This window comes from Candidatus Zixiibacteriota bacterium (assembly GCA_016933955.1).
Taxonomy (GTDB): Bacteria; Zixibacteria; MSB-5A5; order GN15; family PGXB01; genus JAFGTT01.
Window position 1 is genome coordinate 40,283 of the sequence record JAFGTT010000012.1, and the last position, 17,707, is coordinate 57,989.

General features: G+C 52.1%; 12 protein-coding genes. 3 read left to right on the forward strand and 9 right to left on the reverse strand.

Features of this window, described 5'->3' with window-relative positions; genetic code table 11:
- Positions 1–721 precede the first annotated feature (721 nt).
- Together JXQ28_03760 and JXQ28_03765 are read left to right on the forward strand one after the other, a co-directional pair.
- On the forward strand, positions 722–5,764 hold the full coding sequence (locus JXQ28_03760; protein ID MBN2276845.1) for a PQQ-binding-like beta-propeller repeat protein: 5,043 nt from the start codon (positions 722–724) through the stop codon (positions 5,762–5,764).
- A 180-nt stretch (positions 5,765–5,944) separates the two neighbouring features.
- The gene (locus JXQ28_03765; protein ID MBN2276846.1) at positions 5,945–7,030 is read left to right on the forward strand and encodes a site-2 protease family protein; all 1,086 of its coding nucleotides are present in this window, start codon (positions 5,945–5,947) and stop codon (positions 7,028–7,030) included.
- Here JXQ28_03765 and JXQ28_03770 read toward each other — a convergent pair.
- Together JXQ28_03770 and lipA are read right to left on the reverse strand one after the other, a co-directional pair.
- Complete coding sequence (locus JXQ28_03770) at positions 7,002–8,516, reverse strand: response regulator (protein ID MBN2276847.1); 1,515 nt, start codon at positions 8,514–8,516, stop codon at positions 7,002–7,004. The genes JXQ28_03765 and JXQ28_03770 overlap by 29 nt on opposite strands.
- A 135-nt stretch (positions 8,517–8,651) precedes the next feature.
- Positions 8,652–9,524, reverse strand: a complete 873-nt coding sequence (lipA, locus tag JXQ28_03775; GenBank protein MBN2276848.1) for a lipoyl synthase — start codon at positions 9,522–9,524, stop codon at positions 8,652–8,654.
- A 141-nt stretch (positions 9,525–9,665) separates the two neighbouring features.
- Between lipA and JXQ28_03780 the strand changes: the two genes are divergently transcribed.
- Positions 9,666–11,771: a dockerin type I repeat-containing protein gene (locus JXQ28_03780; protein ID MBN2276849.1), complete on the forward strand. Its 2,106-nt coding sequence runs from the start codon at positions 9,666–9,668 to the stop codon at positions 11,769–11,771.
- A 53-nt stretch (positions 11,772–11,824) separates the two neighbouring features.
- On the opposite strand, the gene JXQ28_03785 is transcribed toward JXQ28_03780, so the two are convergent.
- Genes JXQ28_03785 through JXQ28_03815 form a run of 7 tightly spaced genes read right to left on the reverse strand, consistent with a single transcriptional unit; the run spans position 11,825 to position 17,690 of the window.
- Positions 11,825–12,160 (reverse strand): hypothetical protein, encoded by a 336-nt coding sequence (locus JXQ28_03785; GenBank protein MBN2276850.1) that lies wholly within the window; start codon positions 12,158–12,160, stop codon positions 11,825–11,827.
- 30 nt (positions 12,161–12,190) lie between these two features.
- A complete protein-coding gene (locus JXQ28_03790) occupies positions 12,191–13,420 on the reverse strand; it encodes a hypothetical protein (protein ID MBN2276851.1) in 1,230 nt (409 codons plus the stop codon).
- Positions 13,417–14,766 carry a hypothetical protein gene (locus tag JXQ28_03795; protein ID MBN2276852.1) on the reverse strand — a complete coding sequence of 450 codons (1,350 nt, stop codon included), beginning with the start codon at positions 14,764–14,766 and terminating at the stop codon, positions 13,417–13,419. The genes JXQ28_03790 and JXQ28_03795 overlap by 4 nt, the downstream gene beginning before the upstream one ends.
- Positions 14,767–14,797: 31 nt before the next feature.
- Positions 14,798–15,076: a hypothetical protein gene (locus tag JXQ28_03800; protein MBN2276853.1), complete on the reverse strand. Its 279-nt coding sequence runs from the start codon at positions 15,074–15,076 to the stop codon at positions 14,798–14,800.
- Positions 15,077–15,451, reverse strand: a complete 375-nt coding sequence (locus JXQ28_03805; GenBank protein ID MBN2276854.1) for a hypothetical protein — start codon at positions 15,449–15,451, stop codon at positions 15,077–15,079.
- A complete protein-coding gene (locus JXQ28_03810) occupies positions 15,451–16,275 on the reverse strand; it encodes a hypothetical protein (GenBank protein ID MBN2276855.1) in 825 nt (274 codons plus the stop codon). The genes JXQ28_03805 and JXQ28_03810 overlap by 1 nt, the downstream gene beginning before the upstream one ends.
- A complete protein-coding gene (locus JXQ28_03815; GenBank protein ID MBN2276856.1) occupies positions 16,275–17,690 on the reverse strand; it encodes a hypothetical protein in 1,416 nt (471 codons plus the stop codon). The genes JXQ28_03810 and JXQ28_03815 overlap by 1 nt, the downstream gene beginning before the upstream one ends.
- Between the last annotated feature and the right edge of the window lie 17 nt (positions 17,691–17,707).

Here is a 17,707-nt window from a genome sequence, read left to right on the forward strand (position 1 = left end):
CTAAAAGGCTAATTTATGGCGATTTAAGGCAATATTTATCTTGACAAATATGCGATTAGTATTATATTTTCATTCGAGTGCGTTGTCTAATTTGCTGTTGGAATGAGAGCCACAATTAAAAATTCCTGCGGCAAGAAAGAACTTTTTACTTCTCTTTGGTTACGATCCAGTTGTTAAGGACTAAAATCCCTTTTTAGGGTTTTGTTGTATCTTAGTCATACCCTATTTTGATTTACTAACCGGTCGTTATTCAAGTCTCGAGAAAGGTCGGTTAAGATATGACCCCACTTTTAGTCACTGGATTGACAAAAATCACCTCATTTCAATTATGTTAACCCCAAACCGTAACATACATTCGAGATATTCCTCAGGAGGTGACACTCTAACACGAGTAAATTATAATTTTATAGGTTTATCAGATTTGAGCTCAGAAGCATTTACTTCCTTTACACAACATTTGGGAGTTATTTGCTCAAGATTTGAGAATAGCTTAACTCCTTTCTCCAAATAGGAATTATAATGAATTTGTTGACCAAAGCAGAATCTCACATTCCCTGGACAAGAAGTGAGATATTGAGGATTGGCCAAAAAACCATCATAAATAGATTTAGCGGGCAAAGATTTCACGATTTTTGCCGAAAAAATCTATATCCGATAGGTTTGGTTAATCATAATGTTTTGGCCGGCGATTCAATGTTTCCTAATTTTAAGGAGGAAATAAATGTCTTATAAACTGATAATCGCGGTGCTTACTTTAGGGTTATTGCTTGCCTTTAGTAGTGCGGTTCTTGGTTCCGATGTTGGTACGAAGCATGGATTGAATCCGTATGAAAGATTCAACCAGGATGCGCCCAGAACACACGACATGACTGCGATCGAGCGTGAGGCACCCGCATTCCAGAAACCTGCGACCGGTATTATGGAGCTGGCAACGCCGGCCACCGTTCTGCCGCCGCAGTATTTCTGCGAATTTATCGACTACTCCGGCGGCGCGGCGTCATACTACTGGAGAATTCCGGATTCATACAACGATTCGGAAATGGGTATGCGCTTTACGCCGAGTGAAGGGTACACCTGTACACTCTTAACCGCCTACATCGGCGTTTACGGGTCATATCTTGGCGGCAGTGCCGGCACTCCCGACATGAAGGTGACCGTTTATACCGACGACGGTTTTGGTTATCCCGGCACAGCGCTGGGTTCGGTGGTGGTACCTTTTGCCAACCTGCCGACAAGTGGTATGGCCTACGTTCCGGCGGATTTGTCGTCTCTGGGACCGCTCGTTTTCACCGATGGCGAAGAATTTCACGTCGGTGTCTCCGTTGACAACTTCGTCGATGGTGATACGCTTGCGATCCTGTCCGACGATGGTTCAGCGGGCTTGCTTCGCAGCTGGGAAAACTGGAACGGCCTTTACGGCTTGATGAACGACGACTGGGGAATTGATATCAACTTCCTCATCGGTGTCGATCTTTGCTGTGGCCTGATTCCGTATACTGACTGCTACACCCAGGATTACACCTGTGGAACTGCCTATTATTGGACCAATCCTGACGCTTACGGCGATGATTATTTCAACATGAGGTTTTCGGTCGATGGACCGGAAACACTGATGGAAGTCGGCGTGGCTCTTTATGCCGCTCCTACTGTCGGAACTCCCGACCTTGACGTTTATGTCTGGGGCGGCGACGGCAGTGGCTTCCCGGATCTTACCAATGAGATCGCCAAGGTTACCATTCCTTATGCTAGCCTTGTCTTCTATCCGAGCTATAACGTGGTTGATCTCTCCGCCCTGAATCTGATCATGACCGAAGACTTCTTTGTCGGCTGGTCGGTCGACGATGTCAGCGGCGGAACCCTGGCGGGTCTTTCAGATGACGGCTCTTGCGGCGTCGGCCGCAGTTCCGAATACTGGGGATCCTGGGGCACCATGCTTGACGATTGGGGAGCTGATGTCAACTTCCTGATCTATGCCGACCTCTGCCGGGATGAGTTCTCGCAGTGCAAGTGGCTTTATGATTATTGCAATCTGGCCTATTTCTGGAGACTCCCCGATGCTTATGGCGATGTCGGTAACTATCAGAAATTCAACCCGTCCGGTCTCGGATGCCGTCTCGAATATTTCGACATGGCCCTGTACTGGCCGGGCAGTGAAGCGGCCCTTCCGCTTTACACCTACAATTCCGATATCCAGATCTGGTCAACCGATGCGGTGACCGGTCTTCCGGATGTCTTACTGGAATCCTTTACCCTGACCCCGGCGGACTATGTCCTGTATCCGGGAGTCCAGGCCATTGATTTCAGCACGGCTCTTCCGGATCCGTTCCTCTTTGATCAACCGATCTGGATCGGTATCGAATCCTATGCGCCGACAGCAGATGAAGGCATCAGGACCCTGTCTGACGACGGTTCCTGCGCCGGGTTGAACTCGGCTGAGATGTGGTATAGCGGCACTGATCGCGTCTTCAGCTTCATGGGCAACGACTGGAGCGTAGACCCCAACTTTATTATGGAAGCCTACGTTTGCTGCGTTCCGCTTCCGGAACGTGTTTGCGTGCCCGGTGAAGACTGGCCGACCATGGCCAAGAGCTTTGCCCATACCAACGCCTCACTCAGTTCCCTCGGCACTGATGTTCAGGGCAATCTGACCAAGGCCTGGGAATACCAAGCCTCTCAGGTTTCCAACCTGAACAGCCCGGTTATTTACAACGATACCATCGTTTGCTACTTCCTGAACAATCTGGCCGCTATTGATCTCAATACCGGCACCCAGATCTGGCAGTACAACGCGGATGGTTTCGTCATCGGCGGCGGCTGCTATGCCAGCCCGACCATTTATAACTTCGACGCTTATGGCGACGCCAGAACCCTGGTCTTCACACCGGGCGGCGATGCCAAGGCGTTTTCGGCCATCAATCTGGCTACCGGTGCTGTGGTGTGGACCAAGAACTTCATGCAGCACAACAGCCACTTCATGACCTGGGGTGTTTCCGTGATAGTCGATATCGGCGGTGTCCCGGTCGTTATTTATAACGACGACGACGGCGATATCTATGCTCGGGAAGCTCTCACCGGTAATGACTTCACCGGCTGGGTCACCAGTGGTGCCGGCAACCCGATTAATGTCGGCGGAGGTATTTACAAAGGTTTGACCACCGATGGTGAATACCTGTACATCGGCACGGCCGACAATATTTCCAACGGTGATATTTATTGCGTTGACGCGACTACCGGCCTTTTGGTCTGGCAGTTCGCCGATCAGCAGCTCTGCAACCTCGACGCGGGCAACTGCGGCACCGAGGCTTTCACCGGCGGAATCGCTTATGATTTGTTTGATGGTGTTCCGACCCTGTTTGCCGCTTCCTCGTACGACCAGTATACCACCTACCCGCCTTATATGTCGGGTGGTATCATTTACAGGATTAATGCGGCGGACGGTTCGCTGGTTTGGGCCCATACCTGTAACGCCCAGGATTACAACGGCCCGGCTCTCGATGGCGGTCACGTCATTCAGACCGGCTGGAACGGCTGGGTAAGTTCGGGTGAATTCCGCGGACCGGTTGCTTTCAATAAGAACAACGGGACCGTGAAGTGGTCCATGACCACGACCAATCCGAGCCTCGGTTCTCAGTGGATGGCGGACGGTATCCTCAGCTGCGAGACCGAGAAATTCGATTGGTACATGGTTGGTAACAACAGCGACTTCTTTGACTTCTACAATTCCGACAATGGCGAACACATGTTCCACCGTCGGTATGCCAGAGGCATTGAATACGCTCACCATTATTCACCGGCCATGACGGACGGCCATTTACTGGTTTGCCACTACAATGAGCTGTACTGTCTGACCGAACAGGCTCCTCGCCCGCGTCTCGATATCCCGATTTACGGGTATGATGTGCCTGTGGAATTCGGCTTACCGGATGGATACACGGTTGTCTGGGAAAATGCCCTGGGTAACACCGGCGGCGCGCCCCTGACGATCGACTCTGTCAAACTGATTGACACCGATAACGGCACGACTCCGGCCAACGCCTCCATCTCCGTGGTCAATTTTGACCTCATCGAGAATTCCGAGAGACTGGCCGAGAAGTTCGCCGGTAGCGCCGACATGTTCCGCGCCAGCATCACCGAAGATATGGCTCGGACGGTTGACGTTAACGATGTCACCCGGAATGCCAAGAACAACGCGGCTTATGTGGTCCCGACCTGGGTCTACCAGAGCACGCTGACCCCGATACCCGGAACGGTCATTCCGCCTCAGGCGAGTTATAATGACTCCTCCGCCTATATCAATATCACCGTGCAGGTCAATGCCCCGTTGATTCCGAGAGGCTTCCATTCGTTCTACGCCCGCGTTTACACTGACGATCCGGATTACTTCCTCGACAGCGCTCTGATCGACGGCGGCGCCTACGCCATCCCGCAGGTCAGGTTGGGCATCATCGGCGGCTGTCTCTACAGCAGCGTCGAGGTGGCCTTTGGTGTCGGCGAAGCCAACTACACCACGGTTTGGAACTCCACCAAGCTGGGTGAAGAGGGAACTACCGAGATCGACGGTGATGATGTTGCCTTCTTCCAGGGCGCTCTGGTTTGGGCTGCTCAGCAGATCGGTACCAGGCCTCCAGGAAAGGGTACTCAGTTCTCCGCGCGCGTGGCTTTACACTGCGCCAACTGGCACAGTGATGATAACAATTGGCAGTCCATCCTGGGCGAAGTCAACTGCTATGACGGCACCTGTCCGCCGGCTCACCTGTCTGACATCCTGGTCGGTTCCATTTCCAACGATTTCGGCGCCAACTATGAAGATGTTTACGGTGAAATGGCCGCTTTTGCGTTCGTTGACTCCGTTGCGGATATGTGCGATTACGATACACTCGGCAACTGCCTGAGCTGGGATTGGCTCTATATGATTGCTTCTCATTATGGTGTCCAGCCTCCGCTTTCAGACACTCTGACCATAGGCTTCCATGGCTGCGCGACAGTCATCAGCGCTTATGATCAGGCGGCTCTCAACAACTTCGTCGTTTACAAGTTCGATATGCAAGGCCGTTATGCGGCGCTCAACAATATCTATGTTGGCGCGATGATGGACTATGATATCAACTACCCGTCGGATTCGAAGAACCAGTATTGCGGTTATGACGCCGCTCATTCGCTGGGCTTCTCGTATACCGCCAACCTGAATGATATCGGTTGGGGTGTTGTCCGGATTCCGTTCGGCTGTGGTTACGATCAGCTGCGCGGCGCCAAGACAATCTCCGCGGGTCAGGCCAACTGGAACGATACCGATATCTGGCTGGATTCGGTTTATTACTGGATGGCCAACCACACCGGTCTTACTCACCAGCAGGGTGCTGATCCTGCCCAGGGTCAGACCGATCCCGACGATCGCGGTGCTTTCTATAACATCGCGCAGTTGAATATGCCGGCCGATCCGGCCGTCGTCACCTTCGGCTTTGCTCTCTTCGGTTTGGAAGGCCTTGCCGATGCCAGTGACCCGGCTAGCTACTTCGAACTGGCCAACACCGCCAACAAGTGGTGCGGCTTTGGTCGGGGTGATGTCAATAACGACGGCGCTATCAACCTGGTTGATATTGCTTACCTTATTGACTATGTTTACTATGGCGGCAACGGTCCGTTCCCGTTCGAGCATCTCGGCGACGTTAATGCCGACGGTGCCATTGACGGGGCCGATGTCACCTTCATGATCGATTACTACTTCAACTTCGGCCCGTGCATCATGGGCGAATGGATGTTCTAATCCATTAGTTGAAGTTTAAGTTAAAGAAGCAAGGTCTGGTTGACCTTGCTTCTTTTTTTTATCCCTGTTTCTCCTGCTATCCCCGATCCGATTAATACCGATTGACAAGAGCGAACATTTTGCCGTTAATGCTGTTTAATACTGGAGACGATCGATGGATGACCGGCCATGAGGTGACAATTGAAAAATCCCGACCTGATGTCGAAGACTATTTATTATCAGTTGGCCGGGCTGTTTGATATTACAGCCATTTATACCCACAATAACCGCTTGATTTTCCGCGCCCGGCCGCGAATTGAAACATCCGAGGCGATCCGAACCATGAAAAAAAAACTGGCCGCCTCAGGATTTTCCGCCGTCGTTCGCGAGGATATCGACGGGATACTGATTACGATTGATGAAGACAGCCGAAAAATCCCCTGGCTGAACATTGTCCTTCTTGGGGCCACCCTGGCGACCATGTTTTTTGCACCGTTGATCTGGGGATTCGATTTCGATTTTATCACGCATCCCGGGAAAATCGTCGAGTTTCTGAACGAACCGGGAGTGATCAGGGAGCGGATTGAATTCACCGCGGCCCTGATCAGTATTCTGCTCTTCCACGAATTCGGACACTACCTGGCCGGGCGGCGACGGGGAGTCCTGATGTCCCTGCCATATTTCCTGCCCGCCCCCAATATCGCCGGGACCTTCGGGGCCGTGATAAAATCGCGCTCGCCGATTACCAACCGAAGGGATTTGATTGAGGTCGGCGCCACCGGACCGATTGCAGGATTCGTAGTTTCCGTTCTCGTTCTGGCGATCGGGTTTTATAACTCCGGATTGATATATGTTCCTTCTCCGGAAGGATTGGGTATCGGGGATTCTCTTTTGACCCGGTTTCTGGCCTGGGCGATTTACGGTCCCATCCCCGAGAATTATTATATCCAGCTGACTCCAGCCATCTTTGCCGGATGGGTCGGTCTGCTGGTAACGATGCTGAATCTTCTGCCGCTTGGACAGCTTGACGGGGGACATATTATTTACGGCCTGTTTGGCCGGCGGCAACATCAATTCAGCAAATTATTCTTTGCGGCTCTGATTCTTATGGGAATATGGTGGCCGGGCTGGTGGTTTTTCGGAGTGCTTGTTTTTCTTTTCGGTATTAAACATCCGCCGACTATCAATGATGAAATGGTCCTTCCGCGACATGCCCGGATTATGGGTTATGCGGCCATTTTCATTTTTATTATCAGTTTCATACCCGTTCCATTTTCATTTTCGTGAAGGGAGCCGATTTACTGCTGCTGCAGCCGCGGTAGATAGTACTGAATTTACACTGATTTTCATGGTACGCTTCAAGAAAGGCTTCGACCACCAGGGGATCGAACTGAATGGCCTTGTATTTTTTCAACTCACTGATAGCCGTCTCGGAATCGGCGCAGGGCCGATAGGGCCGGTCGGACATGATGGCGTCATAGGTATCGACCACGGCCAGCAGGCGCCCCTCGATGGGAATATCTTCACCTGCCAGGCCATACGGATAACCCGTTCCGTCATAACGTTCGTGGTGGGAAAGGGTATATGGAATGACGGTGGACAGGAAGGGAATACCCTTTAAGATTCTCGCGCCCATTTCCGGGTGTTTTCTCATGATGGCCATTTCATTGTCGGTCAGGCGCCCCGGTTTATTGAGGATGGCGTCGGGAACCCCTATTTTGCCGATATCATGGAGAATACACCCGTTACGCAGTTCGACCAGCTTATCACTACTCCAGCCCAGTTTTCGGGCGGTTATTTTGGCCAGGCGGTAGACCCGGTCGGTGTGCCCGGCGGTGTAATAATCGCGGGCTTCAACGGCGTTGGCCAGAGCCTTGATGGTCATCAGGTACGATTTCTGGAGATTTTTATCCATGTAGTTGCTTTCAACGGCCGAGGCGGCCGATGAGGCCAGAAGCGAGACAAGGTGTTTCTGACCGGGCGAAATATAGCTGAAACGGTCGACACAAACCAGATTCAGGAAACCAATATTGCGGCCTTTGGCAATCAAGGGGTAGATGACAAATGACCGTTTCAGAGTCTTCCCATCCCGTTCGATCTCGTCGTTGAAAATATGCGAGATATCGCGATCATAAGCCAGGGCGCTGTAGGGACCCCGGCCGTACAGAAAATCGTTAAGATCCGCATCACTACTGTCCCCGGAGAGGTAGCGGAGGCGATACTGCCCGGACTTGCGATCCAGGAGAACCAGCGAGGCCGCATCGGCGTTGAGTTCTCCGACGATGGAATCGGCGATCTGGTGAAGCAGCAGGTGCAGTTTTTCACCCCGCGTGAAAGCCTCGTTGATTTTCATCAACTCCAGCTGACTTCGCAGGGCCACGTTTTCCCGTTTGACCCGCTGGTGTTCCAGACCCCGTTTAATGGTCGATTTGAGGTCCTCCAGCTTGAACGGTTTGATAAGATAATCATAGGCGCCTTTTTTGAGCACGGAAATAGCGGTCTTCACCGTGGGATAGCCGGTCATCAAAATAACCACGGCATCGGGATGATTTGTCTGAGTGGCATCAAGAATCTGAACCCCGGAGTAATCGCCCATGACCAGATCGGTCAAGACCAGATCGATCCCGTGGTTGTCGATAAATTCCAAAGCCCGGTCGGGATCGGTAAATTTATGAATATGGAAATCCTCGAACTCAGCCAGGGCTTCCATAATAATATTACAGACATATTTCTCGTCATCGATGACGACGATGTTTTTTTCCTGTTTCAGCAATCTTTCTCCACCTCACATGGCTCGTCCAAGATGTCATTCAGGGGCTTTCATATAAACGGGTATCGGAAGAAAAAGGCCGGGGAAAAGCGGCCGGAGCGCGATTGTATCAAAAATATTCTATCTATGGGGCAGGGCCTATTTAGCCCGGAATTGCTCACGGGCATGGTATGAAGAGCGAACCAGCGGGCCGGAAAATACGTGATCGATACCGGCCTTACGAGCATCTAAAGCCAGTCTGTCGAATTCCGCAGGATGATAATACCTGATAACGGGATGATGGCTTTTTGAGGGAGCCAGATACTGCCCGATAGTCAGAAATTGAACACCGGCCTTTTTGAGATCATTGAAGACTTCCTGAAGTTCCTCGGTCGTCTCCCCCAGACCAACCATAAGACCGGATTTCACCGATATCCGCCGATAATCCGAGGCAAAGCGTAAGACCTCCAGCGAGCGTTCGTAGTCGGCTTCGGGGCGGACTTCATCATACAGCCGGGGCACGGTTTCCACATTGTGATTGAAGACATCGGGGCCGGCCTCGAAAACCGTCATAAGATCGTTTTTTCGGCCCTCGAAATCGGGTGTCAGGACTTCTATTTCAACCGGGCGGGCGAGGCGCCGAATAGCCCCGATAACGGCAGCAAACTGGCCGGCTCCGCCATCGGGCAGGTCATCCCGCGTCACCGAGGTCACCACAGCATAATTAAGATTAAGAATCTCCACGGTGCGGGCAACATGCCCGGGCTCGTCGGCATCGATCCCGGAGACCGGGCCGTGAATAACATTACAAAACGTGCAGTTTCTGGTGCAATTGGGTCCCAGAATCAGAAAGGTGGCGGTACCGGAAGAGAAACATTCCCCTCGGTTGGGGCAATTGGCTTCCTGGCAAACGGTATGCAGGTGATGCTTCTGGAGGAGGGATTGAACCTCAAGGTATCTGGAATTACCGCAGGCTTTGACTTTCAGCCACGGCGGTTTCGGGAGTCCGGTTTTCGATCTGGATTCTGTCATACCAAAATGTTTAAATATTATACACCCTTACAGCGCCCCGAAAATTTTGTCGGGGTCGCCGCCTCAGGATAATTAAGTTATTGAAAATACGCTCGATATCAAGGGTAGTATTAATATTTTTCTGCTGAAAAAGGAGATTCTATGTCCCGAAAAGGATTTGCTGTCCTGTTGCTGTGCCTGCTGATATCGATCTCGGCATCCGCGCAGGGATTTAAAAAGGCCGCTATCGCTACCCTTCTGGAACGGCAGACGGCCAAGAATTATTCTGTCACTCCTCATTTTGCCTCGGCGGAAATTTGTACTGTCCGTCATGATGTCGACGGCGATTTGTGGGGCGTGGATCACTGGTTGATCGGTGATGAATTATATAAATCATATCAAAACCCCGGGTTATCCTGTGACGGGCCTTATCCTTTTTCGGTTGAATATATTTACATGGTGCTGTTTTTTGAAGGCGCCACCGATTTTTTGGTTTCGGTCGATGTCGAGGATGCCGATCTGACCGACCCGACCTGCCCGTTACCCGGTGACCTTTTGTCCATATCGACCACCTACACCGTCACCATTCCCTCGGCGGGTCTCTACCAGATCGAGGTTCCGCTGGATTCTTCGGCGGTGGTCGAAGGACCTTATTTTGCCGGTTTTTATTTTGCCGATTATATCGATACTCTCAGCGGTGCAACCATTGTCACCGATGATGTTCCGGTTCCCTGCGTCAGTTACAATATCTGGGATACCACCCTGGGCTTTGTTGATCTGACCAATACCGGCTTTGCATCCTTTCCCAGTTTTCCGGGCCGTCTGCTCCTTTATTCGGCCGGGACTCCGGGCGGAAGCGGCGGAGAAGAACCGGAGCCGGCGGTAACCATCCTGACTCCCGCCTCCAATGAAATCATCGTTGATGATATTGTTATCTGGGCGGCGGAAACGGCCGGAAGCGGCATTATCGATTACATGCAATTCGAATACAAAGAAAGTGGTGACTGGATTGAAATCGGATATGACTACGATGGAATCAAAGCTATTCGGGACGGTCTCAATCCCTCGGGGACCGGGGATGGTTACAGCCTTGTCTGGGATTACTCCGGTTTGAGCGAAGGAGTGTACTGGCTGAGGACCACCGTTTATGATACTCTCGGGCGGTCCGATGCCGATTCCATCCAGGTCAACATCGACCCCACTCCGCCCATGGTAACCCTGGTCAATCCGGCGGAGACCGATACCATCTGCCACCCGCTGGTGCTTGAGGCTGTCTCACCGGATGAGGATGTTTCGGTGGTCAAGTTCGAGAAACTGCACGCGGCTATGGATTACAACCTGCCGGTCATTACCCTCAATCAGTCCGGGCATGGCGACGATTACTGCGGCCCGGTTTGCGGTGCCATCGCCGTTAAATACTGGTTCGACCAGGGCTTCATCCTGAGTATGCGGGAAGGCAACCAGTATCTCTCGGCCGATACCGTGGTGGAACGTATGGCCGATGCCATGTTAACCGGGCAAAATGATGGCACCCCCGATGACCTTTTCTACAGCGGTTTCCTGCAGTATGTCGCCACCCACGGCAACGAATTGCTGTTGCGGCCTTATCGCAATCCCGATTATACTTCGATGCGCGCGATCATTCAGGATAAACAGCTTCTGGCCGTAATGGCCTTATCCGGTACACCCGGTCTGTATCTCGTGGCGGCCGGGGTTTCCGGTCTGGATGACGTCCAGGGGCAGTACACTTTGCGCGTTTCGGATCCCCTGACCGGTTCGATAGTGACCACCGCCATACGAAACGATGGCGCCGGAGGGGCCGAAGTCCTTTATAACGGTAACTGGCTGCACCTGGATATGATTATCACGGTCAAAGGTTATTCGCAGACGGTCACGCGCGACTATATCGGGGCCGATATCAGTTCCGGGGATGGCTGGAAACTGACCTGGAACTCCTCCAACATGGCCGAGGATTCCCTGTATTTTATAACCATTACGGCTACCGATGCCTCGGGACGGGTCGGTTCGGCCACTTCGATGTCGCTGTACAACTGCTCATCGGGATATGCCAAGGGAGATTACAACGGCGACGGTACGGTCAATATCGGGGATATTCTATATTTGATCGATTATATCTATGAAGACGGACCGGAACCGCTTGACGGCGGCGGCCGGGCCGATGCCAACTGCGATGGCAGTATCGACATCGGCGATGTAATTTACTTCATCAAGCATGTTCTGGCCGCAGGTCCCGAACCCTGTTACTGAGAGTAATTTGAATGAATAAAAGAAAGAGCCGCCCCATCAGGCGGCTTTTTTAATTATTTGCGGGCCAGAGCGGCCGACACTGCCCGGCGGGCGACCTCGATATCGATGGCACAGATATCGATAATCTTGTCGACCGCCTCATCGAAATACTTGATCCATTCTTCTCCAGGGTATTTCCGGACCAGGTCATCGGTGATTTCGTCGGCAATAGCGGCGATATAACCGGCGTAACGTCTACGGCTTTCGATTTCCAGAAAAGGAACCAGGTATTTTTTGGCAAACCAGACGATCACGGTCATAATGACCGTCCCCAGACCGCCCATCAGACCAATGATATTATTCGTGATAAATTCAAGGATTGACCCGAGCACGGGGATGACAGCTATCATAATAATCCTCCTTTGGATGTTAGCAATTAATTACCAGGTAAACAGCCAGCTGGACTGATCCGGGACAACCACCCGTTCCCGAAGGATAATCCCGTCGGGTCGGGCAACAGTTATTTCATAACGGGTGGTGTCGGGAGTCAGTTCGGTATTGGGAATCAGATCGAGATAGAAATAACCATTCCCGTCGCTGGTAGTTTCAACCATAAGCGGGGAAATAAGAGCCGCCCCGGCCCGGGTTACTCCGGCCGGAAGCCGGGCTGTTATGGCAGCATCGCTTTCGGGATTCCCGCTGATATTATAGACAAAACCATATAGACGACACATTCCCGGATCGGTCGGTTCGCCGGGATCAAACCGATAGCCGAACAGGGTATCCAAGCCGGGCCCGGTTACAACGATGGTGTCGTAGGGATGAAAGATATATCCCGGCGCGAAGGCGGCTACCATAAAGGTATCGGGATTGAGGCTGAACCCGGCCGACCCGCTATTATCCGATTGCCCCACAGCGATCAGGGCTGTCTGCGGCAAATTACGGACATTTAGACCGACTCCCGGAATCGGCTGATCCAGAGCCGTATCGAGAACCATGATTTCAATACTATAAGCTCCGCCCCCGACACTGATTCCGGAAATTTCGGCATCAAGATATTTCCCGAAAGTCCCCGATTGAGTATGATTACTCTGCGGGGTATTCCAGATACATCCCGCCAGCGTGGATGAATCGACCGCCTCGCTGAGATGCTCCAGACTGTCGATTATTTTAGCCAGGGAATCGAATACCAGGTTGATACTGTCGACGGCCTTACGGGCAAAGGCGGCGGAATCGAGTGAATATTCCAGCGGTGTATTGACCACCTGGAAAAAGCCGCGGGTACTCGTCATCAGGTCGGCCCCGGTATTATCATCGACCGTGATAACATAGGCATAGACTCCGTTGGAGGGTGCATCGCCATCAAGAACACTGACCTTTTCGGTCAGGACATATGATTTCGCCCCGTCAAAATCCTCCCATTCGTAACTTTTAATCCGGTCATCGTTATAGGCCATCGAATCGCGATAGGCCAGTCCGCCGCCGGGGTAAAAAACGACCAGATAGGCCGAATCGCCCGCGGCCAGGTCAACCGGATTGCCGAGTGAATCCAAAACCAGAAACGGCATTGACAGGGTGTCCCGATCGATTCCATTGCTGACAATGCCGAATCCCTGACACAAATCGAAAAGAAATAATATTTCAAAAAGACAGAGAATTATTCTTTTCATAATTTTTCCTCCCTTGTTCTGCCACGAATGGTAAAGCTATCGTATTGGGAAGGAAAATTGCCGTTTCCGTACAAACCTGTCCATTCGGATTGAATTATCCGGCGGCGTCTTCCGGGCGGCATATCCGCGGTTGCGGCAGTAAATTCGACATAAGCACTATACCCGTCGTTTTTATTGGAATAACCGGTCAGGCTGTCGGGAGCCGTCCAATCCCCGAGATCGGAGTACTTGATATCGCCCCACGAGGTAACATCGGCTTTAATACAGAGTTTTCCATTGATCGAATTATATCCCTGCATCGAAACCATATAGGTCACTCCGGAGTCAAGAGCCCCACTCATGGGGCATTCCACCCAGATAGCGGCGGTATCGGTAACATCGGTAACGGATGACGAGGCATGATATTTCGATTCATCAAGATCATCACCTCTGGTGTATGAATGGACCCGGACCTGGAGGGTTCCTTCCAGCTCGCCGCTTACATCGCAACCGACATACCCGCCGGTGATTTCACCTTCGCCGGTTTCCAGGCAACCGATATTCCAGAGGACAATATGCCGATAATCAACGATGGTCAGATCCCAGACCCCCATGCTGGACTTACCGAAGGTGGGATCGATGGTTACCGGATAGACCGCCGCGGCCATGAAATCGGAAGGCAGGGCGATATCAAAACGGTTGTTGATGGTATCGACAGCCAGATCGCACCAGGCCGAATCACCATGGGCATCGAAGGCCAGGGGGCGGCGGATATGAAAAGCCTTGCCGGTTTCATAATATCTGGTATGATTTTCATCATCATCGGTCACGGTGATATTGTTCCGGCCGGACCGATGATAAACGGCATATGAACCCTGGACCCAATCGGGTCCTCGGCACATGATATCATCGCTGAATTGAGTGCTGTCCTGATAGAAGAAACATAGTCCGGACGAGATCATATCGAATGACAGCACTTCGGTATCCGGCGGCGTCTTCAGTTTGATTAACCATTCCAGATCGCCATTGGGAGAGAGAAAAACGGAATGCACCGTGCTGTCGGACATTCGACAATCGATTACGGGAGCATCGTTGGCAGTATCCCGGTCGATTGACTGGATGGTTATTCCCGGATCGCGTTTCAGGTCGAGACAAAAAGCCCCTTCGCCATTCCAGACCTCCAGTTTAAGGTTCGGCATGGTTTCACCCGTGGCGCTGTCGCCGAAAAGGGCGGTCAGATGACGGCGACCATCCCGATCATTTGCACCTGTGTTGTCCAGATCAAAACGGGCATAGATGCCCTCGGACAGAGCCGGCAGAGCCGTCAACCAGATTAAAAACATAAAACTTACAAATACATTCTTCAAATCGAGCCTCCGTTGTTAATGCTTTTTGCTATCAGCCGCCGGTTTCGGGGCGGTTTTTCTTGGTCGGAACCGGTTTCTTTTTCCCGGGTAATTCTTCATCGCGGATACGATTAATCATCTCCCAGAATTTTTTCTCGGCTTTACCCGAGACCGATAGTTTGTTTTTCATTTCCATCACCTTCAACAGGTCGCCCAATTTCGGGCTACCCGGGTTTTCACATATAGCTTCATAAATTCTTCTTTTCAGATTCTCGAGGATTTCGATATCCGAGGGTATTTGAACCTCCTTATTTTTGGCGGAATTATCCATTTAGAGGCCTGTTTCATAAATAAAGAAATCGACCCGGATCGGTCCCGGAGCGTCGGGATCACGGACAATCCGAAATCCGGCGTTTGATTCCTCGCCGGCCAGGTAGGCCTGATGGCGCGAGCGGGGACGAATAATCACCCTCGGGGCATTGATCACGGCCGGAAGATTGTTGCCGTGGTGATCGACCAGATCGGCATACAGAATATCCTGGGCCGTGTCGCCGACGGAAAGAATCCCCAGCATCAGGCGGCTGTCGGTATCAACCGTTTCAATACCCAGGTAGTGAAATTCGGCATCGGCCTCCAGCCCCCAGACCATGATATCACGGACAACCCACATACGGCGGCTTTTAAGATAAGCCAGAGTGTTCATCATTATTTTCCTCCTCGGGATAAAGTCGGACGGCTCATCCGGGCGGCACCGGGACGAAAATTCATTATCAGGACCTGGTAATCCTCGCGGTAGCTATCCGCCAGCGCTATCCATGAAGAAGCAGTCGAAGATGCTTCGGGATTGAATTTCAGATCCCCCGCGGCCGCCATTCGGCAAAGAAGAGAAACAGCCAGATAGGTGGCGGCGGCCTGCAAGACCGGATCGGCCCCGAACCGCTGATCCGGATCGACCTGTTTCTCGACGATGGCATTGGCCTCGGATACCGCTCCGGAGATTATCTCGTCATTAAACCAGTTGCCGGAGAGTTCATAATCGACCATCAGAGTCTGGCCCACCTGGATAGCACCATCCGGCAGGCGGCAAATCATGCCGTCGCTGCAGTTGATGGCGTAATCGACCCCGGCCTTATAGGCCGTGTAGAAATAGTACCACACCGCCACCTGACTGCCGGAGATAATATCCCCCGCGATAAGACGTTTGATTGTCCCCTGATCGCAATCGACACTGAAATCGACATTCTCGCGGTAAATTGCTCCGAGAGAATTATCGGAGGCGATGGTAACCGAACCGGGAACCAGCCGCTGGTGAGACACGGAAATTTCCCCATCATTGAGAATTGGTGTCTCGTAAGTCGGGGCGAATTCCCTGACGGCTTTGACCATCACCGAACCCTCGACCACCCCCCGTCCCGGCAGGTTGACCCATTCCGTCCCGCCGAAAACAACCGGGTAATCCCTTCGCAGACCGATCGGGCTATCATCCAGGCTGATATGCCTGTTGACCATTTCTGGATTGGTAAATGACATCACGGCTCCATGAGTATCAAAGATTCAGTATTGGTAACGGTTGTTAGTTGGGACCCGACCGGGCCGGGATCGAAATCAGATTGGACCACCGCCCGAACCCAGAACAGATTATTTCCCTGGACAGTATATTTTTGCCAGTCGGCCGGAATATTCAGGCTGTCATCCCATAGAAGTAATTCCCGGTCGAGATCGTTGAAATGGCAGGCTCCTCCCGAGGGTACGAAACCGTACCATTCCCGGCCATTGTAATACTGCCAGCCGATTTCGCCACCGGAACCAACCGATGACAATATAATTTTCAGGTAATTAAATCGGGCCGACATCCCGAGGTAGAGAACATCACCCGAATTCTTCAGGATTGCCTGTGAATCGGGGTGCAGAATATCTCCGGGAGTACTGTCGGCGGCGGCCGAGGTCAGATCGGCATAAGAGGCGCTCGTGGCATTATAACACAGAACCTTTTCAAACTCGGACCGGGCCGGATCGAGCGGGGCCGGATCGGAGAAGGTTGTTCCCTGCCGGCGGCTGAACAGGATTTTGTTTTGATTCGATCCCGAAACAGCCAAGTAGATTATAAAAGGCTGATTATCGCGGTACTGCAACCGGGGAAAGACACCGCCGTCATCATCAACTGTGATAATACCGCCCCATTTGTCGCCGTCGAATTCTCTGAATTTCAACCAGGTATCGTCGAAAACGATACCCAGGCGGTTATCATCGGATACAGCCGCCCTGAAGTTTTCATCAAAACCGGTCCCGGTGGCAACATCGGCTTCATCCTCCCAGGTCGATACATTGATATGCTTGCGGCAGTACGACAGCTTCAGATCATCCTGGGTGAAGAAAAGATAAACATACGATCCGAAGACAATTATCTGGGAGTAGCCCGATGACAGCTCAGCCGAAATGGCATATCCGTAGCTATCCGGACCGGTGCCCCAGGTTTCGCCCTGGTCATCGGATGACTTGGCGTTGATATAACAACTTCCCGATGCCTGCCGGCTCCAGGCAACCCAGAGCCTTCCGGAGGGTTGAATGGTAATGGATGGGTAGTGATTTTCATCGGCGTTGTAAACTGTATTGGCCGCTCCGGCCAGCCACAGGCCGCCCGTGAAAGTGAGTTTTCTTACGACCAGGGTTTTGTTGGTCTCCAGCGTATAAACCAGGTAAATATGCCCGTCGGGATCCATCACGGCGTCGAATGGAGAATCGGCGTTATCGCCGCAAACCGTGGCCGGCTGGCTCCAGGCGGTGTAGGGATAGTCGGCCCAGGATAAATATATTTCGTTCGGGGCGGTATGAAGAAGCACGATCATTCGTCCGGCGTACGGCCCTGAGGCGACTTTGAAAAGCCGTTTATTGGTGCAGAGTCCGCCCCGTTGCGAGGCGGTGCTATCGGTCAGATGAATTTGCATTTAACCTTCCTTTATAT

What these genes read in the sequence shown, in the direction of transcription:
- JXQ28_03800 (MBN2276853.1), bottom strand. Translation starts at nt 15,076, where the DNA reads ATGGATAATTCCGCCAAAAATAAGGAGGTTCAAATACCCTCGGATATC.
- JXQ28_03780 (MBN2276849.1), top strand. Translation starts at nt 9,666, where the DNA reads ATGTCCCGAAAAGGATTTGCTGTCCTGTTGCTGTGCCTGCTGATATCG.
- JXQ28_03790 (MBN2276851.1), bottom strand. Translation starts at nt 13,420, where the DNA reads ATGAAAAGAATAATTCTCTGTCTTTTTGAAATATTATTTCTTTTCGAT.
- JXQ28_03810 (MBN2276855.1), bottom strand. Translation starts at nt 16,275, where the DNA reads ATGTCATTTACCAATCCAGAAATGGTCAACAGGCATATCAGCCTGGAT.
- JXQ28_03760 (MBN2276845.1), top strand. Translation starts at nt 722, where the DNA reads ATGTCTTATAAACTGATAATCGCGGTGCTTACTTTAGGGTTATTGCTT.
- JXQ28_03785 (MBN2276850.1), bottom strand. Translation starts at nt 12,160, where the DNA reads ATGATAGCTGTCATCCCCGTGCTCGGGTCAATCCTTGAATTTATCACG.
- JXQ28_03815 (MBN2276856.1), bottom strand. Translation starts at nt 17,690, where the DNA reads ATGCAAATTCATCTGACCGATAGCACCGCCTCGCAACGGGGCGGACTC.
- JXQ28_03805 (MBN2276854.1), bottom strand. Translation starts at nt 15,451, where the DNA reads ATGATGAACACTCTGGCTTATCTTAAAAGCCGCCGTATGTGGGTTGTC.
- lipA (MBN2276848.1), bottom strand. Translation starts at nt 9,524, where the DNA reads ATGACAGAATCCAGATCGAAAACCGGACTCCCGAAACCGCCGTGGCTG.